This is a genomic window from Streptomyces sp. NPDC102437 (assembly GCF_044765565.1).
Classification (GTDB): Bacteria; Actinomycetota; Actinomycetes; order Streptomycetales; family Streptomycetaceae; genus Streptomyces.
In genome coordinates, this window is sequence record NZ_JBIWKI010000015.1 from 19540 (window position 1) to 45796 (window position 26257).

The window sequence follows — 26257 nt, forward strand, 5'->3', positions numbered from 1 at the left end:
CCACCCGTACCGCAGATTCGAAGAGCATGTACGCACGGTGAAGTGATGTACACGTACAGCAACTCGCACGTGGTGTGACGTGGACCCTCGGCGTTCAACGGAAAGGAACGAGCGCTCATGCGCGAGATCCTCGGAAGGCGACGCAGGCTCCGGCTCCGGCGCAGGGGAAGGTCCGCCCAGCTCGACGCGGCCCTGACCTGTGCCACCGCATGGCAGTGGCCCGTGCTTCCCGGAGTGGGACTGCAGGCGGCCGGTGCCCGCGGAGGCCGTGGCCGCGGCTGCGCCTGTCCCGATCCTGAGTGCGCCGTGCCCGGCGCACACCCCTTCGATCCCGGTCTCCTCGCGGCGACCACCGACGAGCGCATGGTGCGCTGGTGGTGGACCAACCGGCCCACCGCCCCGATCCTCCTGGCCGCCGGCGGGCGCGCCCCGTGCGCGCTGAGCCTGCCGGCCGTGGCCGCCGCCCGCGCGCTGGTGGAGCTTGACGGGATGCATGTGCGGCTCGGCCCCGTGGTGGCGACGCCGACACGGTGGTCGTTGCTGGTCGCCCCGTACAGCCTCGAACGGCTCGGTGAGCTGCTGCACGCCCAGGACTGGGTGCCCAGTTCGCTGCGTTTCCATGGCGAGGGCGGCTATCTCGTCCTCCCGCCGTCCGAGGTGGGGGCGGGGCAGGTGCGCTGGGAGCGGGCCCCGGCGCCGGACGCGCCGTGGCTGCCGGATGTGGGGGCGGTGCTGGACGCGCTGGTCGAGGCGAGCAGCGGCGCACCGGACGGCGGCAGCCGGCTCGCGTACTGACGGGTGCCGGCGGGTACCGGGGTGAATCGCGTGTGCCCGGTATTCCGCCGGGATATCCGGCGGACCGTCAGATACCCATCTGAAGCCGACCAATGAGGCTCGTCAATATCCGGTGATCGGTTTCCGCATGTCGCATACGGCTCCGGTTCCGATCTCGGCTCATGCCGCGCAAATGCAAAGTCCTCTGCTTCCGTCGCTGCAAAGTGCGGCGGCGGAAGGCTTTCCGATGGCCTTTCCGGAACACTGTGGACGAGTTACTCGAATGTTTATTCGAGTAACTCGGATCGTCCACCCGCTGATGTCCGGAACCCGGCATCCGGAACCCGGCATCCGGAACCCGGCATCCGGCGCCCGACCAGGCATCTGTCCGAGACCGATCGGTCCGTACGCGGCTCGGGGCGTCAAACGGGCAAGGTGAGGGCCCGGGGTGGAACAGAGGAGTTCTGGGGGCGCGATCCGTCGTGTCCGATCTAGCCGGGCGTATCGACGAGAGGTTTGCGCGCGGGCTCGTGCGCCGTGTCGCGCGCTGTGCGCCGCATCCGGAAATGAGGACGCCCGATCGCTGGCGACGGGGGATGCACCAGCGACCGGGCTTCTAGAACGGTAACAAGAGATCTGCCGTTCGCAAATTCGATCTCGCGTATTCGGACAGGGATTTACCTGCGAGTACGGCGAGTTGTGACGCGAGTCACCTGACGACCCCGGTGGGGCCCGGGGTTCGTCACTGTCAGCTGAGCGTCACTTGGCGGTTGGTGAGACCGCCGCGGGCCCGCCTCTCCTCCGCGGTGAGCGGCGCGTCCGAGGCGAGCGCCTCGGTCAGTCGCTCCGCGAACTCCGCCGCGGGCTTCTCGCATTCCTCGGCATCCATCGCGCTCGGCAGGTCCCAGACCGGGACCATCAGCCCGTGCGCCCGGAAGGACCCGACCAGCCTGGTGCCCTCGCCCAGCGAGGAGGTGCCGGCGGCGTGCAGCCGGGCGAGTGCGTCGAGCAGCCGCTCCTCGGCGTGCGGCATGACCCAGCGAAGGTGGTTCTTCTCCGGGGTCTCGCACCAGTAGGCGGCATCCACACCGGCGAGCCGCGTCGTCGGGATCGCCGCCTCGTTCGCGCGCTCCAGGGAGGCGGACACCTCGGGCGTGGCGTTCTCCGCGTCCGGCACCCAGAATTCGAAGCCGGGGTGGACGGCGGGCTCGAACGCCGCATCCGGGTCGAGCACATCCTGCAGCCGGGGACCGTCGGCCGGCACGCGCTGCGCCGCCACGGGCGAACCGGGCTCGGCGGCGAGCGCCCGCAGCAGGGTGTCCGCGAGGTCACGGCTGAGGTCGCCGGACGGGGTGTCGTTCTGCAGGGCGAGCAGCACCGAACCGTTGTCGCGGCGGAGCGCCGGCCAGGCCATCGGCAGCACGGTCGCGAGCTCCACCGAGGGCACGCCCTCGGGCAGTCCGTCCTTCAGCGTCAGCGCCACCGTGGCGGCCGGCACCAGTTCGCGCAGGGCGACCCAGTCGCACTCCCCGGCCAGACCCTCGAAGGGACGGTGGACGAGCTCGGTCACGGCCTGGGCGGCGGCGCGGCCGTGACACGCCTTGTAGCGGCGGCCCGAACCGCACGGGCAGGGCTCGCGAGCCCCGACCACCGGGATCTCGCCGTCCTTGAGTTGCTGCTTCCCGGCCTTGGTCTGAGGGCGCTTCTTGGCCATGGTGGGCTTTCTCCCGATTGCGACAGTGCGGTCTGGCCCGCGAGCCTAGCCGTCCCCGTCGCGTTCGGGACACACATGCCACGCGCCCACGCGTACGCCGGTAACCGGCATCCGTGCCGGAACGTCAGCTCACGTCGTCGAAGGCGTCCGCGAAACCCAGCGCGTCGAGCCCCGAAACGCCGGCCCCCGAAACGCCGGTTCCCGGCATGCCAGGCCCTGCCGCACCCGGCACCCCGGACTGCTGCCCGTGCACCTCGTTGACCAGGACCCAGACAGTCACTTCACCGGACGAGCTGTCGCGTACGCCCCACTCGTCGGCCAGCGCGCTGATGATGTTGAGCCCGCGGCCGCCTCGCGCCGTCACCGAAGGGGTGGCCGGAACCGGACGGGTGGGACCGCCGCCGTCCGTCACTTCGACGGTCAGCCCACCCGTTCTGTCGACGCGCCACGCGGCGCGGACGTCGCCGTCACCCACATCCGTGTGCCGGCCCAGTGGCCTGCCATGCCGGCAGGCATTGCTGAGCAGTTCGGAAAGAATCAGTACTGCATCGTCGACGACCGAATCCGACACCCCGTGACTGCGCAACTGCTCGCGCATCCGGTGCCGCGCCTGGCCCACGCCCGCAGGGCCATGGGGTACGGCCATGCTCGACGACGTGGGCACTTTCTGTGCCACCACCAACGCCACCCCCGAGACCTCCTTTGCCCCACGCCACGGAGTGGATGCCCCCCTGGGCTGGACCGGAAACCGGCCGATGGACTGCCGGTGACGCACTCGTAACGATCGAATACGTTTCGAATGCGCCGGTGCACTCCGTGTAACTGATGTTAAGAACGTCCCAGTTGTGACAGAACCTGTTTCGGGCGGTTCGTGATGATTGCCTCGATGCCGAGACCGACGCAGAGTTCGACGTCCGCCGGCTCGTTCACCGTCCAGACGTGCACGCGGTGCCCCGCGCGGTGCAGCCGGTCGATGTATCCGGGGTGGTTGCGTACGATCCGCATGCCCGGACCGGCGATACGGGCCCCGGCCGGCAGCCGTCCGTCGCGCAGCCGCGGCGAGACGAACTGCATCAGGTACACGGTGGGCAGCGTGGGGGCCGTGGCCTGGACGCGGTGCAGCGAGCGCGCCGAGAAACTCATGACGCGCACCGGGGACGGGCCGTCGGCCGGGGGCGCGTCGAGTTCGAAGTGCTTCAGCAGTTGCAGCAGCCGCTCCTCGACCTGGCCCGCCCAGCGTGTGGGGTGCTTGGTCTCGATGGCCAGCTGGAGCGGACGGCCGGCGGCCCGGGTCTCGACGACGAGTTCGAGCAGCCGTTCCAGGGTGAGTACGGAGGTGAGCTCCCCGGGCACCGGATCCCAGTCCGGGGACTCCGACTCCTCGCGGTCCTTCCAGGAGCCGAAGTCGAGGGCGGCGAGGTCGGCTAGCTCCAGGGCGGAGACGGCGCCGCGCCCGTTGGACGTGCGGTTCACCCGGCGGTCGTGCACGCACACGAGGTGACCGTCGGCGGTCAGGCGCACGTCGCACTCCAGGGCGTCGGCGCCGTCCTCGATCGCCTTCCGGTACGCGGCCAGGGTGTGCTCGGGGGCGTCGTCGGACGCGCCCCGGTGCGCGATGACCTGGATGGGGTGGTGCGTGGATTGCTGCCGTGCGTGAGTCACGGCGTCATCGTGTCACCGTCGGGCGACCGCTGGGGCGCACGTTGCACGGCGCGAGCGCGCACCTCCGGGGCGCGGCCGAGGCGCACCCTGCGGTGCGTCTTGCACCGGGGGACCGTTTTGACCGATGTAAAGATTGGTGTGCGGATGCACAGGTCCTGCTTACAGTGGCCTGACGTGCGTTGGGAAAAGCTGTTACCGGTCACGTACACAGCGGATCTCTTGCCGAAATTGATGTGGAACCCGAGGAGTAAAGAGCTGTGAGCACAGAGAACGAGGGCAACGAGGGCACTGCGGGCGAGGCCGTTCCGTCCGTTCCGTCCGTACCTCCAGTGCCGGCCGGTGCTCCTCAGGGGGCGCCCGGGAGCCAGCCCGAGTCCACCCCCGCCCCGGCGGCCGAGTCGCCCACCGCACCTCCCCACGCGCCCCAGCCCCACACCACCCCTTATCCGCCGCAGGCGCAGTCGGCCGCCGAAGCCGACTGGCCGCCCCCGGCCCCGCCCGCCGTGCCCGCGTACGCCTCCCACGGTGCGGGCGGCGGCGGCCCGGTCTGGGGCGCGCAGCCCCAGCCGTACGCCCCCGAAGGCCCGCGCAAGCGCGGCATGAGCGGACTGGTGGCGGCGGTGGCAGCCGCGGCGCTGATCGCCGGCGGCATCGGCGGCGCCTTCGGCTACTGGGCGGCCGACCGCAACGGCTCCGGCTCGACCACGGTCTCGGCCTCCGCCGATCCGCAGGACCTCAAGCGCGATCCCGGCACGGTCGCGGGCGTGGCAGCCAAGGCGCTGCCCAGCGTGGTCACCATCGACGCGCAGGGCGGCGACGGCGAGGGAGGTACGGGCACCGGCTTCGTGTACGACAAGGAGGGCCACATCCTCACGAACAACCACGTGGTGGCCTCCGCGGCGGACAGCGGCCAGCTCACGGCGACGTTCTCCAACGGCAAGAAGTACGGTGCCGAGGTGGTCGGCCGGGCGCAGGGCTACGACGTCGCCGTGCTGAAGCTGAAGAACCCGCCGTCCGGGCTCGCCCCGCTCTCCCTCGGCAATTCGGACCAGGTCGCGGTCGGCGACTCCACGATCGCGATCGGTGCCCCGTTCGGCCTGTCCAACACGGTCACCACGGGCATCATCAGCGCCAAGAACCGCCCGGTCGCCTCCGGTGACGGCTCCGGCGGCAGCAACTCGTACATGAGCGCCCTGCAGACCGACGCCTCGATCAACCCGGGCAACTCCGGTGGCCCGTTGCTGGACGCCCGTGGCGCGGTCATCGGCATCAACTCGGCGATCCAGTCGACCGGCAGCAGCGTCGGCCAGACCCAGGCGGGCTCCATCGGCCTCGGCTTCGCGATCCCGATCAACCAGGCGACCAACGTCGCCCAGCAGCTGATCAAGACCGGCAAGCCGGTCTACCCGGTGATCGGCGCCACGGTCACCATGGACGAGAAGAGCAGCGGCGCGGTCATCTCCAACCAGGGGGCGGGCGGCACGGAGGCGGTGTCGAAGGACGGCCCCGCGGACCGGGCGGGCCTCAAGGCGGGCGATGTCATCACGAAGTTCAACGACACCGCGATCGACAGCGGCCCGACCCTGATCGGCGAGATCTGGACCCACAAGCCCGGCGACCACGTGACGCTGACCTACGAGCGCGACGGCCGGACGGCGACGGCCGAGGTCACCCTCGGGGAGCGCAGCGGCGACAGCTGACCCGGCCGGTCGTCCACAGCGCCCGACACCAGGAGGGCCCCGCACCCGCGGGGCCCTCCCGCGCATCCGGACGACGGCCGACTACCGGTACGCTGTAGGCGCTCCGTCACAGGCTGGCGGAGCAGGGGTGGGTTGCCCGAGCGGCCTAAGGGAACGGTCTTGAAAACCGTCGTGGCGCGAGTCACCGTGGGTTCAAATCCCACACCCACCGCAGCAGTTCGGCGAACACGCCGATGAGAAGGGGCGTCCCGGGAACGGGGCGCCCCTTCGTCGTGGACGACGGTCCACCCGGTGGTGTCAGTGGCCGCTGTTAGCGTCCGGCCGTTCTGGCAGAGCTGTGTGAGGAGGGGACGGCGGATGGGTGCTTCGGGGTGGGACTACTCCGTGCCGTATCAGGAAGATCTCGTCGGGGCGTTCGAGGGGTTGCGACGGAAGGTCTTCGAGGAACGGCAGTACTACTGGGGTCCGGGCGCCGACTGGTGGCCCGAGGGGGAGCGGCTGCCCTGGCCCGAGACCGAGGAGGAACTGTGGGAGCACGAGCTCGTGCAGCACGACGGGACGCACTCGATCCTCGACATCTTCCGGATCATCGGGCCCGACGAGCAGCCGGACCACGGCACGGTCAAGCAGGTGACCGAGGAGGAGGCGCTGCGGGTCCTGGGCGCGCGGAAACTCACCCGGGCGCACGTGCCGAGGTTCGAGGAGTTCGACCACTGGCGTTGGCACGGGCGGTGCGCCGTGCTCCATGACGACCGGGGGGAGCCGCGGGAGATCTACTTCTGGGGCTACTCCGGCGACTGAGCCGACCAGGGCTTCCGCGGGCTGACTGGCTGCGGAGGCCGGAGTGCCGGGGCAGGGGCGAACTGAGTACGGCTACTCACGCCAGTGTCATGGTCCGGCCAGGAGCATGGGCAGCACCACATCTTCTGGGGGGAATCGATGAGTGCTCGCACCCTGCTGCGTCTGACCTTCGCCAATGCTGCTTCCGCTGTCTATCTGGGGCTCGTCGGCGCGAGCGTCGTGTTCGAAGTGGCTGCCGCGCTGTCCGAGGATCCCGGAATCGTCGGGATATGGACGTTCCTTCTCACCGCCCCCGCTTCCTTGCTGGCGGCAGGGGCGGTCGAGTCGGTCTGGGGATTGGAGGCGTCCTACTGGTACCTGGTCGGAGGGGTCGTCATCAGCGCTCTGGTCCAGTCGTTCGCCCTGGGGGCGCTACTGGCGGCTCTGCGCGGCCGTCGCCAGGGGAACCCCCGTCCGAGCCGTGGCTGAACCGTCCCGTTCCTTGCTCGGCAGGCCCCTGCTGGAGCACGCGCGGCGGGGATAGCCTCCAGCCATGGCGAGCTTCGAGATCACACCTATAGGTACGGTCCGTAACGACCGGACGGATGTCCAGCACACGGACAACTGGGGTGCAGTGCGCAGCACGATCACCATCGACGAGCGCTTCGGCGAGGCGGCACTCCAGGGCCTGGAAAGGTTCTCCCACGTGGAGGTCCTCTTCGTCTTCGACCAGTTCCCGGAGCGCGACGACTACCGCGAACCCCGCCCCTACCGCGGCCGTTCCGACCTTCCGCCCGTCGGAGTGTTCGCCGGCCGCGGACCCCGCCGGCCGAACCGCATCGGGGTGACGTGCTGCGCCGTCGAATCCGTCGACGGCCGCGAACTGGCGGTGGTGGGCCTCGACGCCGTCTCGGGTACCCCGGTCATCGACCTGAAGCCGGTGATGGTGGAGTTCAGCCCTGTGGACATCAAGCAGCCGGAATGGGTCAGCGGCCTGATGTCGGAGTACTTCCAGCCGTAGCCGGGGCCGTCGGGCCGGGTGGGTCAAGCGGCGTTTGTCCGCAGGGAGTTCGCTGATCAGGGGCGTAGCCGCGGTGGCCGGGGCGAGTGGTGGGGCGGACGGTTGGATACCAGCCATTTACGTTTGTGGCACCGGCTGCGGGTGAAGATTTTTGTCGCATGATGTGCCACCACACAGCGCTGCGTACTACTAGATTGTCAAAGCACCACGAGGCCGATCATGGTCTGCCTTTCATCGTTCATCAGCTGCCATTCGGCAGTCGGTCACCACGAACAACCCTGGTGAACACCATGTCCAGGCAGGCTTTCGGTCCGCACCACCGCGCACGGCCGGGCTGACAGTGCTGGACGGTCGCGACGTTCGCAGTAGTTCCTGACCTGATCCGGTTGTCCGGGGAGCCCCACGTTCCCGGCCGAGAGTATGAGGCGCGTTCTGTGAAGGTTCGTACGAGGCGGTCGGCCACTCTGATCTCAGGAGGAGTGGCGGTGGTGCTGCTACTGGCGGGTTGTGGCTCGGAGGACCAGATCTGGCCCTTCGAGAGCAAGGACACGATGGTCGTCGGCATGTCCGACGACATCCTGGCGACCGATCCGGCCGCGGGGTACGACCCCGGGTCCTGGCTGCTGTTCAACAACGTCTTCCAGTCGCTGCTGAGTTTCCCGCCCGGAAGCTCCATACCGGTGCCCGAGGCCGCCGACGAGTGTGCCTTCTCGGACGGCAGCAGGACCTACACCTGCACCCTGCGCGACGGTCTGAAGTTCAGCAACGGCCACAGCCTCACCTCGGCGGACGTCAAGTACTCCTTCGACCGGGCGATCAAGATCAACGATCCGGCGGGACCGGCGCCGCTGCTCTCCGGCATCTCGTCGATCAGGACCCCGGACGACAAGACCGTCGTATTCCGCCTCAAGGTGCCCGACGCCACGTTCCCGAGCAAGATCGCATCGGGTGCCGGCTCCATCGTCGACCGCCGGGTCTATCCCGAGGACAAGCTGCTCGAAGGCGGCGAGACGGTCGGTTCCGGTCCTTACAAGCTGGACTCCATAGACAAGACGAAGGCCGAATTCTCGGTCTATTCCGGCTATCACGGAACCGCCGAGGTGAAGAACTCCGGCGTGACGATGAAGCTCTTCCAGGGCGACCAGAACGCGCTCAAGACCGCGCTGGAGGAGGACGAGGTCGATATCGCGTACCGCGGTCTCACCGCCAAGACGGTCGCCGCCCTGGACACTTCGCCCAGCGCGGAGAAGGACGGCATCGACGTCGTCCAGGGAAGCAGCGCGGAAGTCCAGCACATGGTCTTCAACGTCTCCGACCCGGTGGTCGGCAAGCTCGCCGTACGCAAGGCCATCGCCTATCTCGTCGACCGGTACGCCCTGGTCAGCCAGGTCTACCAGTCCACGGCGACGCCGCTCTACTCGATCGTCCCGGTCGGTATCACCGGGCACGGCAACTCCTTCTTCAACACCTACGGCGACCGTCCGCAGCCGCAGAAGGCGAAGGACGTGCTGAGGGAATCCGGGATCACGGAGAAGGTGAAACTCACCCTCTGGTCCACGCCGAGCCGTTACGGACCGGCCACCGACGACGAACTCCGGACCATTGCCGATCAGTTGAACAAGAGCGGACTGTTCGAGGCCGGAATGAAGTCCGTTCCGTTCGACCAGTACGAAAAGGGCATCGCCGAGGGCAAGTTCGGCGTCTACGTCAAGGGCTGGGTTCCTGACTATCCCGACCCCGACAACTTCACCCAGCCGTTCTTCGGCGACGGAAACGTCCTGTCGAACAATTACGAGAACAGTGAGATCACCAAGAAGATCATCCCGGAGACCTCGTCCATGACCGACCGCTCGAACACCCGGTCGGCGTTCATCAAGCTCCAGGACATCGTGGCGCGTCAGCTGCCGCTCCTGCCGCTCTGGCAGGGAAAGCAGTACGCGGTCGCCAACGAGAACGTCCGGGGCCTGCAGAACTGTCTGGACACGTCCACCGTCTTCCGGTTCTGGGAACTCAGCATGGCGCCCTAGCCGTCTGTCGCTCCGGGAGCGGTCGTGGTGAGGCGGGCCGCCGATTCGATGGTGGCGCGGGCCTCGCGCTCGGTGAGGCCGGTGCGGACGGCGGCGTGGGTGAGGGCGTCCGCCAGGGCGTCGCCGTAGCCGTGTTCATAGGCGCGGCAGGCCGCCCAGAAGAGCCGTGTGTTGCGCTGGCCCTCGCGTGCCGCGAGGACGAAGCGGACCAGTCCCCGGCCCCGGTCCGGGGACTCCGCCCCGGTCCGGCGGCGCGCCGGGGGCATGAGCAGGCGCAGCAGCGCGCGGGGGCAGGGGGCCGGAGGCAGGCCGGCGGTGCCCGGGGCCAGTCGGTAGCGGCCGTGCGGAGTGACCGAGCCGGGGCCCACCAGGTAGCCGCCGGTGCCCCGGATGTCGATGCCGGGGGCCAGACGGCTCGCGGAGTTCGGTACGGGGATGCCGGGCGGGCCGGTCAGCCAGAGGTGCCGCCCGCCGCTCGGGGTGAGGACCGTGACGGTCGGCGGGATGGTGAACAGGTGGTGCAGGGCCAGTCGCCGGAGCGATACGGCGGAGTCCTCGCCGCCCGGGGTGTCGACGTCCAGGTCGATGCCGATGAGGTGGTGCGGGGGCCGGCCGCAGGCGATGCCGTAGCCGGTGGCCCAGGGGGCGGCGGCGAAGAGGGCCCGTACGGCGGCCGGGTCCGTGGTGGCGTCGTGGACACCGTGCCCGGGGAGGCCGCACGCGCCCCGGCAGGTGGACCGGCGGTCGTCGTTCCGGTGCGGAGAGGGCAGCGCGGGGAGCTTGCGGGCGGTCAGCGGGATGACGGGGAGCCCGCGCTCGGCGGCGGAGAGCGCGTGGGCGAGGGCCAGGGTGGCGGTCCGCCGGTCGGTGATGGCCATGGCTCTATTTTCGTTCAGGTGTTCGAAAAAGGGAAGGGAGTGTGGCGTCGGCGGGCCGGCCGCAGGAACGCTTCTCCTCTTGGGGGGTACGGGGCCGGGCCGCCCTGTCGTTTCCCGGTGATCCCCGGCGGGGCGCAGGCGGGGATGGCCTGGGGCTTTTGGGGCGCACAAAGGTTTATCGGAGCTTCCTCACGCCTGCGGGGGAATCGGCTCGCGCAGGCGGTTCGCCGGGGGGCCGGTGGGCAACTCTGGTCTCGCGACGTCGTGACCAAGACCGGGGCGGTCGGCCAACTGCCTCGGAACAAGCCGTGCTTCCGGTTTCTGGAGGAATTGAAATGGCAAGCATCCGTACCGCTCGTGCCCTCGCCGCTGTCGCCGCCCTGCCTCTCGCCGCCGCGCTCTTCAGCGGCGTGGCCCAGGCCGACAGCGGCTCGTTCGCGAACGACGGATCCAACGCGGCCGTTGCGACGGTCGTAGGCAGCGGTGTCGGCGGCAACAACTCCGGCAACTCGTCCACGTCCCAGCAGCAGGCCGTCGGCTCCGGAGCGTCGAACTCGAGCAACTCCGCGCAGGTGAACGGCTCGGGGTTCACCGTGGTCGACCAGGACAACGACAACGTCGCGGTGAATTTCACCAACCTCTGGTGACCCGTGGCCGGTCATGGCCGGTCGGGGGTTCGGGCCAAGGTCGGCCGCACATGCAACACGGTCTGCGCGAGGGTGCTTCGGCGCCCTCGCGCGGGCCGTTTCGCGTTTCCGGAGGAAGCGCACCACCGGGGCGGGCGCACGTCCGAGGAGCGTCGTCGACCTTGACAGCGGACGTGGATCTGACGGACAGTCAGAAACCCTGATCCGTAAGCCCCGTGTCCGGGAGGCAGCCCGCCGTGCACCTCGCCCAGACGGAACGCCAGCAACAGCTGCGCGCCGAACTCCGCACGTACTTCCGCGAGGTGATGCCCGGGAGGGACGCGGGTACGGTCCCGGGGGCCGAGGACCCGGCCGAACAGCGGCGGGTGCTGCGCAGGATCGGCGCCGACGGGATGCTCGGACTCGGCTGGCCCGTCGAGTACGGCGGCCAGGGGCGCGGCGCCGACGAGCAGTTCGTCTTCTTCGACGAGGCGTACCGGGCCGGGGCACCCGTCTCGATGGTCACCCTCAACACCGTCGGCCCGACGCTGATGAAGTACGGGACCGATGAGCAGAAGGCGTACTTCCTGCCCAGGATTCTCAGCGGCGACCTCGTCTTCGCCATCGGCTACAGCGAGCCCGAGGCCGGTACGGACCTCGCCTCGATGCGCACCAGGGCGGTGCGGGACCGCGCGGACGACGTCGGCCCCGACGGCGGCCACTGGGTGATCGACGGGCAGAAGATCTTCACCAGCAACGCCCAGAACGCGGACTGGATCTGGCTCGCCTGCCGTACGGATCCCGACGCGCCCAAGCATCAGGGCATCTCGATCATCCTCGTGCCGACCGACTCCCCAGGGTTCTCCTGGACGCCGATCGAGACCGTGGGCGGGCTCACCACGACAGCCACCTACTACGACGGGATAAGGGTGCCGGCCACCAACCTGGTGGGCCCGGAGAACGGCGGCTGGGGTCTGATCACCAATCAGCTGAACCATGAACGGGTGGCCCTCGCAGCGATCGGGATGCAGGCCGAGGACTTCTACGAGGCGGCCCTCACGCACGCACGCACCCCCGACCCCGTGACGGGCGGGCGCCCGGCAGACGAGCCGTGGGTGCGTGCCCGGCTGGCCGAGGCGTATGCCCGGCTGGCGGCGACGCGGCTGCTCAACTGGCGTCTGGTGGGGGAGGTCGGGGCGGGTTCGCCGGCCCCGGGCGAGGCGAGCGGCGTGAAGTTCGCGGGGACCGAGAGCGCCGTCGAGGTGTACCGGATGTGTCAGGAGATCACCGGGGAGACGGGCATGGTGCGGGGCGGTTCGCCCGGCGCCTTCGGGGACGGGGAGCTGGAGCGGATGAACCGGGCGGCGCAGATCAACACCTTCGGGGGCGGGGTGAGCGAGGTGCAGCGGGAGATCGTCGCGACGATGCGGCTCGGCATGAAGCGGGGCAGGCGGTGACGGCCGGGACGGGAGCACCCAAGGGGCCGGACAAGGGGCCGGACAAGGGGCCGGACAAGGGGACGCGCGAGGGGCCGGACGAGCTCCACGGGCGGCTCAAGGAGTTCGAGGGGCGGGCGGCCGCGACCGCGGGCACCGGCAAGGACCCGGTCAACGAGGCGATGATCAGGCACTGGTGCGAGGCGATGGGGGACACGAACCCGGCGTACGCGGGACCGGACGCGGTCGCTCCGCCGACGATGCTCCAGGCGTGGACGATGGGCGGCCTCTCGGGGCACACCGACCGCTCCGCGGCGTACGAGGAACTCTTCGGGCTGCTCGACGGCGCGGGGTACACCTCGGTGGTCGCCACCGACTGCGAGCAGGAATACCTGCGGCCGCTGCGGCCCGGGGACCGGATCACCTTCGACGCGGTCATCGAATCGGTCTCGGAGCGCAAGACCACCAAGCTCGGGACGGGGTACTTCGTCACCACGCGCATGGACGTCGGGGTGAACGGCGAACCAGCCGGTACGCACCGCTTCCGGATTCTCAAGTACACCCCGGCGAGGGCGAAACGGGCGGCGCGCGGCGACGAGAAGAGCCGGCGCCCGAGGCCGGTGATCAACCGGGACAACGCCGGGTTCTGGCAGGGCGTCGCCGAGCACCGGCTGCTGATCCAGCGGTGCGGCGAGTGCGCCACGCTGCGCTTCCCCTGGCTGCCCGGCTGCAACGCGTGCGGCTGCCAGGAGTGGGACACGGTCGAGGCGAGCGGCGAGGGCACCGTCTTCAGCCACGTGGTGATGCACCACCCACCCTTCCCCGCGTTCGCCGCCGACGGGGCGGGCGGACCGTACGCGGTGGCGCTGATCGAGCTGGTCGAGGGGGTACGGATGGTCAGCAATGTCGTCGGCGTGCCGTACGACAAGGTGCGGCAGGGAATGCCGGTGCGGCTGGAATTCCTGCGTACGGACCCAGAGTTGGAGCTTCCGGTCTTCCGGGGAGGCGAGGGCTGAGATGGATTTCGCACCCACCGAGGAGCAGTCGGCGGCACAGGGTCTCGCGGCGCGGATCTTCGGTGATCTGGCGACGCCCGAGCGGCTGGCCGTGGCCGGCCCGGCGACCGACGCCGAGCTGTGGAAGGAGCTCTGTGCCGCCGGGCTGACCGCGGCCGTCGAGGAGACCGGGCTGCTCGGCCTGGTGCTCCTGCTGGAGGAGCAGGGGCGCACGACGGCGCAGGTGCCGTTCGCGGCGAGCTGTGTGTACGGGCTGCTGTCCGTCGCCCGGCACGGCACGGACGAACAGCGGGAGCGGCTGCTGCCCGCGCTGAGGGACGGCACGGCCGTCGCCACCGGGGCGTTCCCGGCACGCGGCGGGACACGGGCGGACGGTACCGGCACCGATGGCGCCGGACGGCTGAGCGGCAGCGTGCCGTACGTGCCGTGGCTGCGGGATGCCGACCTCGTTCTCGTACCGGACCGGGAGCACCGGCTGTGGATCGTCCGGACGGGTGATCCCGGTGTGCTGACCGAGCCGGTGGAGACCACAGCGCCGTGGTCGGCGGCGCGGCTCGTCCTGGACGGGGCGCGCGGGGAGCGGCTCGGCGGCGCCGGGGCGTACGAGGCGGTGCTGGCGGCGGCCCGGACGGCGTTCGCGGGACTGCAGGCCGGGGTGTGCGCCGGTTCGCTGGCCCGCGCCGTCGTGCACGTCAACACCCGGGAGCAGTTCGGGCGCCCGCTCTCCACCAAGCAGGGGGTGCTGCTGCGCGCCGCCGACGCCCATATGGACACCGAGGCGATCCGGGTCACCGCGTACGAGGCGGCCTGGCGGTACGACACGGGTCTGCCGTACGGGCCACAGGCGCTGACCGCCGCCTGGTGGGCCTCGGAGGCCGGAAAGCGGGTGGTGCACGCCGGGCAGCACCTGCACGGCGGCACCGGCGCGGACCTCGACCACCCCGTGCACCGCCACTTCCTCTGGGGCCGGCAGCTCGACGCCTACCTGGGATGCGGCGGCGAAGTGCTTCAGGAACTCGGCGATTCGCTGGTGAAGGAGGGCACGGAGTGAAGGTGAAGGCCGGTGACGAACTGGCGCCGCTGGAGATCGCGGTGACCCGCACCCTGATCGTCGCGGGCGCGATCGCCTCCCGCGACTACCAGGACGTGCACCATGACGCGGAGCTCGCCCGGGAGAAGGGCTCCCCGGACATCTTCATGAACATCCTGACGACCAACGGCCTTGTCGGCAGGTACGTCACCGACCGCCTCGGCCCGTCGGCCGTGCTCCGCAAGGTCGCGATCCGGCTGGGCGCGCCCAACTACCCCGGGGACACCATGGTCCTGAGCGGCACGGTCACCTCGGTGGCTGACGACGGAACGGCCGAGGTGAAGATCATCGGCTCCAACGGTCTCGGCAGACACGTCACCGGCACGGTGACCGTCGGAGTACCGCGGGGGGCGGCATGAGCGTGCGCGGGGCCGATTCGCTCGGCGGCAGGGCGGCGGTCGTGGGGATCGGCGCGACCGAGTTCTCCAAGGACTCCGGGCGCAGCGAGCTGAAGCTGGCCGTCGAGGCGGTGCGGGCCGCCCTCGACGACGCCGGGCTGAGCCCCGACGACGTGGACGGGCTGGTCACCTTCACCATGGACACCAGCCCCGAGATCACCGTCGCCCAGGCGGCCGGGATCGGTGAGCTGTCGTTCTTCTCCCGCATCCACTACGGCGGCGGGGCGGCCTGCGCCACCGTCCAGCAGGCGGCGATGGCGGTGGCGACCGGGGTGGCCGACGTGGTGGTCTGCTACCGCGCGTTCAACGAGCGCTCGGGGCGCAGATTCGGCTCCGGCGTGCAGCAGCGGGAGCCCACCGCAGAAGGCACGGCGCTCGGCTGGAACCTGCCCTTCGGGCTGCTCACCCCGGCCTCCTGGGTCGCCATGGCCGCCCAGCGCTATCTGCACGCCTACGGGCTGACGCCGGACGCCTTCGGCCATGTCGCGGTGACCGACCGCCGCCATGCCGCCCGGAACCCGGCGGCGTACTTCTACGGGAAGCCGATCACTCTGGCCGACCACGCGGCGTCGCGGTGGATCGTCGAACCGCTGCGGCTGCTCGACTGCTGCCAGGAGACCGACGGCGGGCAGGCGATCGTCGTCACCAGCGCCGAGCGGGCCCGGGACCTGCGGCGGCCGCCCGCCGTGATCGTGGCCGCGGCACAGGGCGCCGGGCGGGCGCAGGAGCAGATGACGAGCTTCTACCGCGACGGTCTGACCGGCCTGCCGGAGATGGGAGTGGTCGCCCGGCAGCTCTGGCGCAGCTCCGGTCTCTCCCCGTCCGACATCGACGTGGGCATCCTCTACGACCACTTCACCCCCTTCGTCCTGATGCAGCTGGAGGAGTTCGGCTTCTGCGCGCCGGGCGAGGCGGCCGGCTTCGTCGAGGCGGACGCGCTGCCCCTGAACACTCACGGGGGCCAGCTGGGGGAGGCGTATCTGCACGGCATGAACGGCATCGCGGAGGCGGTCCGGCAGATCCGCGGCTCGTCGGTGAACCAGGTCTCCGGGGCGGCCAGGACCCTGGTCACGGCAGGCACCGGCGTTCCCACCTCGGGGCTGATCCTCGGCACGGACGACTGAGCGCGCCCGGCCCGGGGCGGGAGCCCGCGGCCGGGCGGGCGTCAGGGGCCGACTCAGGGCGCGCCCCTGATCCCTGGGGACGACGACTCCACCTACAGGAGGTGGGGGTGGCCCTACCCCTCCACCCTGAGGCGGACGCGCTTTCGGGACCTGGGGCCGATCCCCCGGTACGGTGCCCGCTTCTAGCGTGGAGCCATGACCACGCCAGTCTGCACGGGCAGCTCCGGGGGAGCCACCGCCACGGGACACGCGCCGTACCCGGGACACATGTCGCACACCCCGCACATCACCGGACACGGCGCACCCAGCCAGCACGGAGCGCGCACCGCACGCCCCGCGTACCCCTCGCGGACTCCGTACACCCCGCACATCTTGAACACCCCGAACGCGCCGTACCCATCGTTCTCCTCCTTCGTCCGCGCGAGGGGGCCCGTGCTGCTGCGGGCCGCGCGCTCGCTCACCGCCAACCCGAGCGACGCCGAGGACCTGCTGCAGACCGCGCTCACCAAGACGTACGTGGCCTGGGAGCGGATCGAGGACCACCGGGCGCTCGACGGCTACGTCCGCCGGGCCCTGCTGAACACCCGGACCTCGCAGTGGCGCAAGCGCAAGGTCGACGAGTTCGCCTGCGACGAGCTGCCCGAGCAGGAGGCCGCCCCGGCCCCCGACCCGGCCGAGCAGCAGACGCTGCGCGACGCCATGTGGCGTGCGGTGCTGAAGCTGCCGGACCGGCAGCGGGCGATGGTGGTCCTGCGCTACTACGAGGACCTGAGCGAAGCCCAGACGGCCGAGGTGCTCGGGGTCTCCGTCGGCACCGTGAAGAGCGCGGTGTCGCGGGCGCTCGGCAAGCTCAGGCAGGATCCGGAACTGGCTCCGGTGCGGTGACCCCGGGGGCGGTGCACCGGCGGCCACGCCGGATTTTGCCGAACGACACCGATTCGTACTCTCGGGACTAGTGACATACCGCGCGGTATGTGGGCAGAATCAGGCCAACCTTACTGCCGCGTAGCGCCCACCGGGAGGACGCCGTGCTGAGCACCATGCAGGACGTACCGCTGACTGTCACCCGCATCCTGAACCACGGGATGACCATTCACGGGAAGTCGCAGGTCACGACCTGGACCGGCGAACCCGAGCCGCAGCGGCGCAGCTTCGCCGAGATCGGCCGACGGGCCACGCAGCTCGCCGGCGCGCTGCGCGACGAACTCGGCATCGAGGGCGACCAGCGGGTGGCCACCCTCATGTGGAACAACGCCGAGCACATGGAGGCGTATCTCGCCATCCCCTCGATGGGCGCGGTCCTCCACACGCTCAACCTCCGGCTCCCGGCCGAACAGCTGGTCTGGATTGTCGGGCACGCCGACGACAGGGTCCTCATCGTCCACGGCTCCCTGCTGCCGCTGCTCGCGCCGCTCCTCCCCCAGCTGACCTCGGTCGAGCACGTGATCGTCACCGGTCCGGGCGACCGTTCGCTCCTCGACGGGGCGACGCCCCGGGTGCACGAGTACGAGGAGCTGATCGCCGGCCGCCCCATCCACTACGACTGGCCCGAGCTGGACGAACGCCAGGCCGCCGCCATGTGCTACACCTCCGGCACCACCGGCGACCCCAAGGGCGTCGTCTACTCCCACCGCTCCGTCTACCTGCACTCCATGCAGGTCAACATGGCCGAGTCGATGGGCCTGACCGACAAGGACACCACGCTGGTGGTCGTCCCCCAGTTCCATGTGAACGCCTGGGGACTGCCGCACGCGACGTTCATGTCCGGCATCAACGTCCTCATGCCCGACCGGTTCCTGCAGCCCGCCCCGCTCGCCGAGATGATCGAGCGCGAGAGGCCGACCCACGCCGCCGCCGTGCCCACCATCTGGCAGGGCCTGCTCGCCGAGGTCACCGCCAACCCGCGCGACCTCAGCTCCATGGCCCGCGTCACCATCGGCGGCGCCGCCTGTCCGCCCTCTCTCATGACCGCGTACGACAAGCTCGGTGTCCGTCTCTGCCACGCCTGGGGCATGACGGAGACCTCGCCGCTCGGCACCATGGCCAACCCGCCCGCCGGACTGACCGAGGAGGAGGAATGGCCCTACCGCATAACGCAGGGCCGCTTCCCGGCCGGGGTGGAGGCACGGCTGGTCGGTCCCGGCGGCGAGCACCTGCCGTGGGACAACGAGTCGGCCGGTGAGCTGGAGGTGCGCGGCCCCTGGATCGCCGGGGCCTACTACGGAGGTGCGGACGGTGAGCCGCTGCGCCCCGAGGACAAGTTCAGCGAGGACGGCTGGCTGAAGACCGGTGACGTCGGAGTGATCAGCGAGGACGGCTTCCTCACGCTCACCGACCGGGCCAAGGACGTCATCAAGTCCGGCGGTGAGTGGATCTCCAGCGTCGAACTGGAGAACGCTCTGATGGCGCACCCCGATGTGGCCGAGGCGGCGGTCGTCGCCGTCCCGGACGAGAGGTGGGGCGAGCGCCCGCTGGCGACCGTGGTCCTCAAGAACGGCGCGAGCGTCGGCTACGAGGTGCTGAAGGACTTCCTCGCCACGTCCGGCATCGCCAAGTGGCAGCTGCCGGAGCGCTGGACGGTCATCGCGGCGGTGCCGAAGACCAGCGTCGGCAAGTTCGACAAGAAGGTGATCCGCAGGCAGTACGCGGCGGGCGAGCTGGACATCACCCACCTCTGAGCCGGGCGCCGCGGAAACGCCGAGGGCGGTACGGGAACGATTCCCGTACCGCCCTCGCCGTGTCTCACTTCCCGCGTCTCAGTTCGTACCGATCTTCGCGAGCAGATCGACGATGCGTGCCTGGACCTCTTCGCTCGTGGACCGCTCGGCCAGGAAGAGCACGGTCTCGCCCGAGCCGAGCTTCGGCAGCTCCGAACCGGTCATGTCGGCGGAGGTGTAGACGACCAGCGGGGTCCGGTTCAACTGGCCGTTGGCGCGCAGCCAGTCGACGATGCCGGCCCGGCGGCGGCGCACCTGCATCAGGTCCATCACCACCAGGTTGGGCCGCATCCGGGTGGCGAGCGACACCGCCTCGCTGTCGGTGGAGGCCCGCGCCACCTGCATGCCGCGGCGCTCCAGGGTCTCCGTCAGCGCCAGCGCGATCTCCTCGTGCTCCTCGATCAACAGCACCCGGGGCGGATGCTGTTCGCTGTCGCGCGGGGCGAGCGCCTTGAGGAGCACGGCGGGGTCGGCACCGTACGCCGCGTCCCGCGAGGCCTGTCCCAGGCCCGCCGTCACCAGCACCGGAACCTCGGCCGCCACCGCCGCCTGACGCAGCGACTGGAGGGCCTTGCGGGTGATGGGGCCGGTCAGCGGATCGACGAAGAGCGCGGCGGGGAACGCCGCGATCTGGGCGTCGACCTCCTCGCGCGAGTGCACGATCACCGGCCGGTAGCCGCGGTCGCTCAGCGCCTGCTGGGTGGAGACGTCGGGCGCCGGCCAGACGAGCAGCCGACGCGGGTTGTCCAGCGGCTCCGGGGGCAGCTCGTCGTCGACCGGCTGCGGCGACGGGCGGTTGGAGACCTCGACCGCGCCACCCGGACCGTCCAGCGGCTCCGGCCCCTCGGCGCCCTCGTCCGGGGCGCCTATCGCGTACGCGCGCCCCTCGGCCTCCGGGACCGGGCGCAGCGGGCCCTGCCCCGGACCCGAGCCCGGTGCGGGGACGGACGGGGACGGCGCCGGCGCGGCGGCCTGCGGGGTGCGTTCGCCCTCCGGCGGCGCGGCGAGCTTGCGGCGCCGTCCGGCACCGCCGAGCGTCTGGTTCTGCTGGTGTGCGATGTGCTGGGCGAAGGGCACGCCCTGCCCGAGGGTCCGCACGCTGAACGCGCGCCCCTGCGTCGAGTCCGACGAACCGCCCGGCATCGGAGCCTCCGCGGGCAGCGGCTGCCTGCGCGCGTCCGGTACGGGCGAGACGCCCTGCGGGCCCTCAGCGGAGCCCTCCGCGGGAGCCGTGACGGCTGTGGTGCCCGTGGCATGCGTGGTCTGCCCAGCTGCGGGCGGCTCCGTGCCTTCGCCGGGCACCCCGTCACCCTGATCGGCCTGTTCGGCCTGGAGCGGGGCCTCGGAGGGGCGGGCCCGGCGACGGCCGGTCGGTACGGGATGCGGCTGGGGCGGGGTGTGGTCGTCGCCCGGCGCGATGTGTACGGCGTCATGGCGCTCCCGCAGCGAGGCGTCCGCGTCGGCGGCCGTGGCCGGGGACCGGTCGGCATCCGCCGGCGGCAGCGCGAACGCGGTACGGGGCCCTGCGGGCTCGGCCTGGGCGGTCCGCTCCTGGGCGGCCGCCAGCGCCCGCCGGGCCCGCCGCCCGGCCGGCTGAGGCGCCCGCGACGGCGCGGCCGAAGCGGGGACGGCAGCCGAGTCCGGAGCAGCGTCCGAACCCGAAGCGGAGGCAGGCAGAGCCAGCTGACCCAGCCCCTGTCCCTGTCCCTGTCCCTGCCCCTGATTCTCGGCCTGTACGCCCTGCGGCGGCACGGTCTGACCGAGCTGAGGCCGGCTGCCGCCGCCCTGCGCACCCTCGGCCGCCGTCACCACGGAACCTTCGGACGGGGCGGACGGCGCGGCTGGGACCGAGGCCGCGGAGGCTGCGGGCAGCGCCAACGCCTGTCCGGCCCCCTGCCCCTGCTCCGGAGTCTCCGGCGACCCGGGTGACTCAGGCGCCCCGGGCAGCTCGGGCAGCGAGTGCTGGGCACCGGTCTCGGCCGGGCTCGGCCGCCCCCGCCTGCGCCCCGAACCCTCGGTGCGCGCGCTCTCCGCGCCGTGCGCGTCCTGCGCCACGGGCTCACGACGCGCCCGGCGCCGCCCCGTCGGCTCGGCTGCCGCCGTGTCACCGTCGGCCCCGGAATCCGCCCCGGAACCGCCCACGGGGCTCTCCAGGAACGCTTCCGTGGACGCCCGCCGCGCGCGTCGCCGCCCGCCGCCCGGCTGCTGTGCCGCCTCGGGACCGGGAGCGGGCTGCGCACCGGCCTCGGGCTCCGGCTCGGACGCGGGCGCCGTCACCGTCCCCGAACCGGCACCCAACGGCACTTCGAGCACATACGCGCGGCCGCTCATCCCAGGCACCTCGTGCGTCTGGAGCACACCGCCGTGCGCCCGCACGATCCCGCGCACGATCGGCTCGTGCACCGGGTCTCCCCCGGCGAACGGTCCGCGTACCTCGATCCGTACGACCTCACCGCGCTGCGCCGCCGCGACGACGACCGTCGAGTCGACGTACCCGCCGCCCGGCACCACCCGGGTCTTGCCGGTCGAGTCGACCCCGGCGACATCCGCGACCAGATGGGCCAGCGCGGTCACCAGCCGGGCCGCGTCCACCTCGGCCTCGATCGGCGGCGCGTGCACGGCGAACTGGGCGCGCCCGGGACCGATCAGCTCGACGGCCGCGTCGATGCCGGCCGTCACGACCGAGTCGAGCAGCACGTTCGTCTTGGCCAGCTTCTCGACGCCGGCGTCCAGGAGCTGGTAGCCGAGGACGTTGTCGACGAGGGTGGTCATCCGGGCGTAGCCCGCCGCCAGGTGGTGCAGGATCTGGTTGGCCTCGGGCCACAGCTGCCCGGCCGGGTCGGCGGCGAGCGTCGAGAGCTCGCCGCGCAGCTCCTCCAGCGGGCCGCGCAGCGATTCGCCGAGTACGGCGGTGAGCTGGGTGTGCCGGGCGGTCAGCGCCGCCAGCAGATCGGCCTGCGCCTCCAGCTCGGCCGCGTACCGCTCGGTCCGGTCGGCAAGCTCCGTGCTGTGCCGCTCCGTCAGCTCGGCGACCTCGGCGGTGTGGCTGCCGGTCAGTTCGGCGAGCTCGGCCCGGTGCTGCTCGCCGAGCTCCTCGTACGGCCTGCGGTCGGTGAACGTCATGACGGCGCCGACCAGCTGATCACCGTCCCGGACCGGCGCGGTGGTCAGGTCGACCGGCACCTGCGCGCCGCTCTTGGACCACAGGACCTGCCCGCGCACCCGGTGCTTGCGCCCGGACCTGAGGGTGTCGGCGAGCGGCGACTCCTCGTACGGGAACGGCTCGCCCTCCGCCCGCGAGTGCAGGATCAGCGGATGCAGCTCCTGGCCGCCCAGGTCGTTGGCGCGGAAGCCGAGGATCTGCGCGGCGGCGGGGTTGACCAGGACGACCCGGCCGTCGGTGTCCGTACCGACGACGCCCTCGGCCGCGGCGCGCAGGATCATCTCCGTCTGCCGCTGCGAACGGGCCAGTTCGGCCTCGGTGTCCACGGTGCCCGACAGATCCCGCACGACGAGCATCAGCAGCTCGTCGCCCGTGTAGCCGCCGCTGTAAGTGCTCTGGAAGTCGTTGTACGCGGCATGCCCGTCCTCCAGGCTGGCGCTGGTGACCTCGACCGGGTACTCGGTGCCGTCGGTCCGCCGGGCGGTCATCCGGGTCGGCTTCGTGCGGCCGCGGTCGTCGGCGGTGTCGGTGCGGCGCATCGACCCCGGGATCAGCTTGGAGTCGAACTCCGGCAGCAGGTCCAGGAGCCCGCGCCCGACCAGCGCGGTGCCCGGCGTCTCGAACATTTCGAGCGCGATGGTGTTGGCGTTGACGACCGTGCCGTTGCAGTTGACGAGCAGCAGCCCGTCGGGGAGTGCATCGAGTATGGCTGCGAGGCGAGCAGCGCCTCGGGATGGCCTGCTGCTCACGACGACGCTTCCTCCCTGGTTACCGCACCTTGCCGACAGCGGGCCCCATCTTGCCCCTCGGGCCGCGGGCTGTCACGGGAGGAGTCTAAAGGCAGCGGAGGGGCGAGGGGCTGCGGATGAGGGGGAGCTCTCACCAAGGTTCTGTGCATACGGTGTACGACTCCGTCCGGGCCGGCCCGGTCAGCCGACGTTCGGGAGCACCGGTCCGAGGTTGTCCCAGCGGGAGATCTCGCAGCCGTCGGTCCGGCTGAGGGCCGTGTCGATGCGCCGCCCCTGCCAGGTCCCGGTGATCCGGGCGGTGGCCGGACCCCCGTGCTGCAAGGTGCACAGCGCGTCCCCGGGTACCGGGGCGAACGGGTCCTTCCCCTCGCCCGCCAGCTCGTTCAGCCGGCCACAGGCCTGCTCCGCCACCGGGTGGCTGCCGCCCGCCGGCGCGCACCGAAGCTCGACGGTCCCGTCGGCGGCGGCGTTCCCCGCGCCCGAGACGGTGATCGTCAGCCGGGCAGGGGCTTCGCCCTGGAGTACGGGCAGGGGCAGAGGCCGCGGCAGCGGCAGGGTCCCGCTGTCCGCGGTCGCGGCCGGCGCGACGGCGGACAGCACGGCGAGGGAGAGGACGGCGGTGAGGGCGAGGCGGCGCGACATTGCGGGCTCCTGTGCTCGTGCACTGCGGCGGAAGTGCCGGTGGAACGGACGGAAGGACGGGAGGGCGATGCCCCCTTCTTCACTAACGCTCCGCACGCCACGGCGTTGCGCAACCGCAGACGCTTTGCCCTCGCGGCCGACTGCCTAGTACCGTAGGCATCGATTGGTGACGCACCGCTCGACTGTGTCATCATCTGCACGCACCACTCGCGCTCGCGCGGGGTGTGCTGGAGGCGTCGCCTAGTCCGGTCTATGGCGCCGCACTGCTAATGCGGTTTGGGTCTTAAAGCCCATCGAGGGTTCAAATCCCTCCGCCTCCGCTTCATCACCGAAGCCCCGTGCCACTGGCACGGGGCTTCGGTCGTATCCGGACCCGGACGCTCCGCTCGCACTGTCCCGAACAGCCCCGGGAGGATCTGTGCGACACCGTCGCGCAGGGCATTTTCGCAGGTCAGGGCTGGTGGAGCTAAAGGATTTCGCGTCACGGCGCAGGTCATGTAATGTTGTTCTCGCAACGCCGACCGGGGAGAAAAAACCGGGAAGCACAAGCACTCGTAGCTTAACGGATAGAGCATCTGACTACGGATCAGAAGGTTGCAGGTTCGAATCCTGCCGAGTGCACAACAGTTCAGAGGCCCTGTGGAGTGATCCACAGGGCCTCTGGCTTTTGCCTTGACGGCAGTGTTTGACGGCAACCGCCTCAGAAGGCGGTGCGGGCCGATCAGACGGCTATGGGGACACCTGCCGCGCCGTCGTCATCATCCGGATCGTTGCCGTCACCCCTCAGCGCATCTCCGACGCGGTCGAAAGCCGAGCGCTGGGAGTCCAGCCGCACGAACGTGTAGATGTCCATGGTCACGGGATCGAGCTGTGGCCCAGGACTTCCATGATCATTCGGGCGTCAGCGCCTGTTCGTGGAGCAGGGATGCGCAAGTGTGGCGCAGATCGTGGAAGCAGACCTTACGGACGGCGGCGCGGGCGCACAGGGCCTCGAAGGACCGGTTCGGGTTGCGCGGCTCGATGGGGGTCCCGTTCTTTGTGGTGAAGACGAGGCCCTGACGAGGTCGGGTGCTGCCATGCCGGTCGGCGGCTGGACGTACGCCGCCCTTGCGGACAAGGTCGAAGTCGATCCCAAGTCCGTTTAGCGATGGGCGATCTGGGGCTTACACCGCGTCGGGCCACGGCCATGCCGGCAGCGGAAATACCAGGAGAAGACGTGCACGCTCCATGGCCTGCGCTCCGGCAGGCACGCCCTGCCCCCGCCGTCAGTCCGGAACTTGTGGCCTCCACGACCAACGGGCGGACATCCCCGTGTTCGACCTTCGTGGACATGCTGGCCCAGCCCGCGAGCACATCGACGTGTTGGTGTACTCCGCCGTCTTCCTGCACGAGGCGTACCCGAGACTCAACGATGTCTGTTTCACCGCCCGAGTGGTCGGTGGACGGTTCGCGGTCTCCGACGAATCCACCGAGCTGCGATCCGTTCCGGCGGAGGAGCTGGCCAAGCTGCCCATGCACCGCACACAACGGCTACGGCTTCAGCGCTTTCTGGAACATCACGAGCGGCCGTACCTCGGCTGATTCCGCACCATGTCGCTCGTCTTCATTGGGCTGGGCCGACTACCTCGTCGGCGCTGCGGGGCTCTGTGCGCGGCTGCTGGTTGAGCTTGTGGCGCGCGATGGAGGAGTGCCGGTAGACCTCCTTGCGGGCCCGCATGATGTTGCCGAGGGGTGCGTGCTCGGCGGTGACCCGCCAGGGTGTGAAGGACAGTGAGTCCATCTTCTCCAGGTTTTCCGGGCCGGAGATGTCCTGCTGCGGCAGCCGCAGCTTCGCCACGGTGACGGGCGGTGAGAGCTGCTCGGGCCACTCCACGGTCGTGTCCTCCACCGGCATGCGCGCCAGGTCGGTGCAGAGTTGGACCTGGATGTCGAAGGCGTAGGGCCGCTCCTGCAGCTCGGCTTCCAGGGCCGGTCGAAAGACCTCCGCCGCCGAGGTCGGATCGATGGTGCGCCGGACCACCGCGGCGGCGCAGTCCGGGTCGGGGGTGATGCGCACCTTGGCGATGTAGTCGCCGTGCCGGACCGCGCCCATCGTCCAGTAGCTCGACAGCAGTACGTTTGCCGGAGGGGTCTTTGACAGGCGCAGGAAGGCCAGGAACTCGTCCCATGCCCAGTTGTCCTGGTCCAGGGTTCCCTTTCCGGTCACGAACTCGGTGAAGAAGCGATGTGCGCCGGGTCGGCCCTGGGAGAAGTAGGCCGGCGCGTTGAGGAACAGTTCCTGGATGAACAGGTAGTGCTCGACTGTGTTGCAGAAGAAGATCGGTCCGTTGATGTTGGCGTAGTCGAACGTGCCTGTGTCCGGTTCGTCTTCCAGCAGGGTCGGGCCGGGGATGTCGAAGATCTTCAGTGCCAGTCCGGTGGCGGCGCCCAGTCGTGCGTCGGCTCCGGCGTGGGGTGAGCCGTTGGAGAAGCGGATGAGTACGTCGTGGGTTCCGGGGGTCGCGTAGATGCCTTGGGCGTACTCGGGGGGTAGCCCGTCCAGGATCTCCACTTCTCCTCGGACCAACCCGTAGCCCTTGGCATGGGCGTCTCGCAGGGCCCGGCCGGTGCCACCGCCTTCGACGGAGTCGGCGATGTAGTTCTCGGTCTTGCTGATCACCGTCTGCAGGTTGCGGTCGAAGTTCGGATCGTCGGTTTCAACGTCAGGTGTGTAGCGGACGAACTGTGCTGCCATGGTGTC

23 protein-coding genes, 3 tRNA genes and 1 pseudogene are annotated in these 26257 nt (G+C 70.6%); 18 read left to right on the top strand and 9 right to left on the bottom strand.

The genetic code is table 11. The features are described from left to right. Positions 1–117: 117 nt before the first annotated feature. Entirely contained in the window at positions 118–795 is a 678-nt protein-coding gene (locus ACIRJP_RS20485) for a bifunctional DNA primase/polymerase (RefSeq protein WP_404175896.1), read from the top strand. Positions 796–1522: 727 nt separating this feature from the next. On the opposite strand, the gene ACIRJP_RS20490 is transcribed toward ACIRJP_RS20485, so the two are convergent. From ACIRJP_RS20490 to ACIRJP_RS20500, 3 genes are all read right to left on the bottom strand, one after another. After that, positions 1523–2488, bottom strand: a complete 966-nt coding sequence (locus tag ACIRJP_RS20490) for a DUF5926 family protein (protein WP_404175899.1) — start codon at positions 2486–2488, stop codon at positions 1523–1525. 124 nt (positions 2489–2612) lie between these two features. Then, positions 2613–3263, bottom strand: a complete 651-nt coding sequence (locus ACIRJP_RS20495) for an ATP-binding protein (protein ID WP_404175902.1) — start codon at positions 3261–3263, stop codon at positions 2613–2615. 53 nt (positions 3264–3316) lie between these two features. Beyond that, positions 3317–4150 (bottom strand): glycerophosphodiester phosphodiesterase, encoded by an 834-nt coding sequence (locus tag ACIRJP_RS20500; RefSeq protein WP_404175904.1) that lies wholly within the window; start codon positions 4148–4150, stop codon positions 3317–3319. 257 nt (positions 4151–4407) lie between these two features. Between ACIRJP_RS20500 and ACIRJP_RS20505 the strand changes: the two genes are divergently transcribed. The 6 genes from ACIRJP_RS20505 (at position 4408) to ACIRJP_RS20530 (ending at position 9678) form a co-directional block, all read left to right on the top strand. After that, positions 4408–5850 (top strand): trypsin-like peptidase domain-containing protein, encoded by a 1443-nt coding sequence (locus ACIRJP_RS20505; protein ID WP_404175907.1) that lies wholly within the window; start codon positions 4408–4410, stop codon positions 5848–5850. Between the two features lie 126 nt (positions 5851–5976). After that, positions 5977–6061: transfer RNA gene (locus ACIRJP_RS20510), tRNA-Ser, on the top strand. Between the two features lie 146 nt (positions 6062–6207). Continuing rightward, the gene (locus ACIRJP_RS20515; protein ID WP_404175910.1) at positions 6208–6651 is read left to right on the top strand and encodes a hypothetical protein; all 444 of its coding nucleotides are present in this window, start codon (positions 6208–6210) and stop codon (positions 6649–6651) included. A 138-nt stretch (positions 6652–6789) separates the two neighbouring features. After that, the gene (locus ACIRJP_RS20520; protein ID WP_404175913.1) at positions 6790–7119 is read left to right on the top strand and encodes an SCO4225 family membrane protein; all 330 of its coding nucleotides are present in this window, start codon (positions 6790–6792) and stop codon (positions 7117–7119) included. A gap of 64 nt (positions 7120–7183) precedes the next feature. Beyond that, positions 7184–7651, top strand: a complete 468-nt coding sequence (locus ACIRJP_RS20525) for an SAM-dependent methyltransferase (protein ID WP_404175916.1) — start codon at positions 7184–7186, stop codon at positions 7649–7651. 434 nt (positions 7652–8085) lie between these two features. After that, positions 8086–9678: an ABC transporter substrate-binding protein gene (locus ACIRJP_RS20530; protein WP_404175918.1), complete on the top strand. Its 1593-nt coding sequence runs from the start codon at positions 8086–8088 to the stop codon at positions 9676–9678. On the opposite strand, the gene ACIRJP_RS20535 is transcribed toward ACIRJP_RS20530, so the two are convergent. Next, entirely contained in the window at positions 9675–10556 is an 882-nt protein-coding gene (locus ACIRJP_RS20535) for a bifunctional DNA primase/polymerase (RefSeq protein WP_404175921.1), read from the bottom strand. The genes ACIRJP_RS20530 and ACIRJP_RS20535 overlap by 4 nt on opposite strands. A 335-nt stretch (positions 10557–10891) precedes the next feature. Here ACIRJP_RS20535 and ACIRJP_RS20540 point away from each other — a divergent pair, with 335 nt between their 5' ends. The 8 genes from ACIRJP_RS20540 to ACIRJP_RS20575 all read left to right on the top strand — a co-directional run bounded on the left by ACIRJP_RS20540 (position 10892) and on the right by ACIRJP_RS20575 (position 18924). Beyond that, positions 10892–11203 (top strand): hypothetical protein, encoded by a 312-nt coding sequence (locus ACIRJP_RS20540; protein ID WP_351260222.1) that lies wholly within the window; start codon positions 10892–10894, stop codon positions 11201–11203. A gap of 236 nt (positions 11204–11439) precedes the next feature. Continuing rightward, positions 11440–12639, top strand: coding sequence for an acyl-CoA dehydrogenase family protein (locus tag ACIRJP_RS20545; RefSeq protein ID WP_404176275.1), 1200 nt, complete (start codon positions 11440–11442; stop codon positions 12637–12639). Next, complete coding sequence (locus ACIRJP_RS20550) at positions 12636–13634, top strand: bifunctional MaoC family dehydratase N-terminal/OB-fold nucleic acid binding domain-containing protein (RefSeq protein WP_404175924.1); 999 nt, start codon at positions 12636–12638, stop codon at positions 13632–13634. The genes ACIRJP_RS20545 and ACIRJP_RS20550 overlap by 4 nt, the downstream gene beginning before the upstream one ends. 1 nt (position 13635) lies before the next feature. Further along, positions 13636–14685, top strand: coding sequence for an acyl-CoA dehydrogenase family protein (locus ACIRJP_RS20555; protein ID WP_404175927.1), 1050 nt, complete (start codon positions 13636–13638; stop codon positions 14683–14685). Between the two features lie 2 nt (positions 14686–14687). Continuing rightward, complete coding sequence (locus ACIRJP_RS20560; RefSeq protein ID WP_376310173.1) at positions 14688–15083, top strand: MaoC family dehydratase; 396 nt, start codon at positions 14688–14690, stop codon at positions 15081–15083. After that, positions 15080–16246, top strand: a complete 1167-nt coding sequence (locus ACIRJP_RS20565) for a lipid-transfer protein (protein WP_404175930.1) — start codon at positions 15080–15082, stop codon at positions 16244–16246. Before ACIRJP_RS20560 ends, ACIRJP_RS20565 begins: the two co-directional genes overlap by 4 nt. A gap of 195 nt (positions 16247–16441) precedes the next feature. Then, positions 16442–17131, top strand: a complete 690-nt coding sequence (locus tag ACIRJP_RS20570; protein ID WP_404175933.1) for a SigE family RNA polymerase sigma factor — start codon at positions 16442–16444, stop codon at positions 17129–17131. Positions 17132–17274: 143 nt separating this feature from the next. After that, on the top strand, positions 17275–18924 hold the full coding sequence (locus ACIRJP_RS20575; protein ID WP_404175936.1) for a long-chain fatty acid--CoA ligase: 1650 nt from the start codon (positions 17275–17277) through the stop codon (positions 18922–18924). 78 nt (positions 18925–19002) lie between these two features. On the opposite strand, the gene ACIRJP_RS20580 is transcribed toward ACIRJP_RS20575, so the two are convergent. Beyond that, a complete protein-coding gene (locus ACIRJP_RS20580; protein ID WP_404175939.1) occupies positions 19003–22875 on the bottom strand; it encodes a PAS domain-containing protein in 3873 nt (1290 codons plus the stop codon). Between the two features lie 180 nt (positions 22876–23055). Further along, positions 23056–23517 (bottom strand): SSI family serine proteinase inhibitor, encoded by a 462-nt coding sequence (locus tag ACIRJP_RS20585; protein ID WP_404175942.1) that lies wholly within the window; start codon positions 23515–23517, stop codon positions 23056–23058. 229 nt (positions 23518–23746) lie between these two features. Here ACIRJP_RS20585 and ACIRJP_RS20590 point away from each other — a divergent pair. Next, positions 23747–23837 (top strand) — tRNA-Ser (locus ACIRJP_RS20590). Positions 23838–24065: 228 nt separating this feature from the next. Further along, a tRNA-Arg gene (locus tag ACIRJP_RS20595) sits at positions 24066–24138 on the top strand. A gap of 100 nt (positions 24139–24238) precedes the next feature. Here the strand turns inward: ACIRJP_RS20595 and ACIRJP_RS20600 are convergent. After that, positions 24239–24370, bottom strand: a complete 132-nt coding sequence (locus ACIRJP_RS20600; RefSeq protein WP_404175945.1) for a hypothetical protein — start codon at positions 24368–24370, stop codon at positions 24239–24241. Positions 24371–24407: 37 nt separating this feature from the next. Next, entirely contained in the window at positions 24408–24647 is a 240-nt protein-coding gene (locus ACIRJP_RS20605; RefSeq protein ID WP_404176279.1) for a tyrosine-type recombinase/integrase, read from the bottom strand. Positions 24648–24927: 280 nt separating this feature from the next. Here ACIRJP_RS20605 and ACIRJP_RS20610 point away from each other — a divergent pair. Further along, positions 24928–25098, top strand: a pseudogene (locus ACIRJP_RS20610) (DNA mismatch repair protein MutT); the annotation flags it as partial. 22 nt (positions 25099–25120) lie between these two features. Here ACIRJP_RS20610 and ACIRJP_RS20615 read toward each other — a convergent pair. Then, positions 25121–26251 (bottom strand): catalase family protein, encoded by a 1131-nt coding sequence (locus tag ACIRJP_RS20615; RefSeq protein WP_404175948.1) that lies wholly within the window; start codon positions 26249–26251, stop codon positions 25121–25123. Between the last annotated feature and the right edge of the window lie 6 nt (positions 26252–26257).

Coding starts and splice junctions, on each gene's coding strand:
- ACIRJP_RS20485 (WP_404175896.1), top strand. CDS start 118: ATGCGCGAGATCCTCGGAAGGCGACGCAGGCTCCGGCTCCGGCGCAGG.
- ACIRJP_RS20490 (WP_404175899.1), bottom strand. CDS start 2,488: ATGGCCAAGAAGCGCCCTCAGACCAAGGCCGGGAAGCAGCAACTCAAG.
- ACIRJP_RS20515 (WP_404175910.1), top strand. CDS start 6,208: ATGGGTGCTTCGGGGTGGGACTACTCCGTGCCGTATCAGGAAGATCTC.
- ACIRJP_RS20520 (WP_404175913.1), top strand. CDS start 6,790: ATGAGTGCTCGCACCCTGCTGCGTCTGACCTTCGCCAATGCTGCTTCC.
- ACIRJP_RS20525 (WP_404175916.1), top strand. CDS start 7,184: ATGGCGAGCTTCGAGATCACACCTATAGGTACGGTCCGTAACGACCGG.
- ACIRJP_RS20535 (WP_404175921.1), bottom strand. CDS start 10,556: ATGGCCATCACCGACCGGCGGACCGCCACCCTGGCCCTCGCCCACGCG.
- ACIRJP_RS20540 (WP_351260222.1), top strand. CDS start 10,892: ATGGCAAGCATCCGTACCGCTCGTGCCCTCGCCGCTGTCGCCGCCCTG.
- ACIRJP_RS20555 (WP_404175927.1), top strand. CDS start 13,636: ATGGATTTCGCACCCACCGAGGAGCAGTCGGCGGCACAGGGTCTCGCG.
- ACIRJP_RS20565 (WP_404175930.1), top strand. CDS start 15,080: ATGAGCGTGCGCGGGGCCGATTCGCTCGGCGGCAGGGCGGCGGTCGTG.
- ACIRJP_RS20570 (WP_404175933.1), top strand. CDS start 16,442: ATGACCACGCCAGTCTGCACGGGCAGCTCCGGGGGAGCCACCGCCACG.
- ACIRJP_RS20585 (WP_404175942.1), bottom strand. CDS start 23,517: ATGTCGCGCCGCCTCGCCCTCACCGCCGTCCTCTCCCTCGCCGTGCTG.
- ACIRJP_RS20600 (WP_404175945.1), bottom strand. CDS start 24,370: ATGGACATCTACACGTTCGTGCGGCTGGACTCCCAGCGCTCGGCTTTC.
- ACIRJP_RS20615 (WP_404175948.1), bottom strand. CDS start 26,251: ATGGCAGCACAGTTCGTCCGCTACACACCTGACGTTGAAACCGACGAT.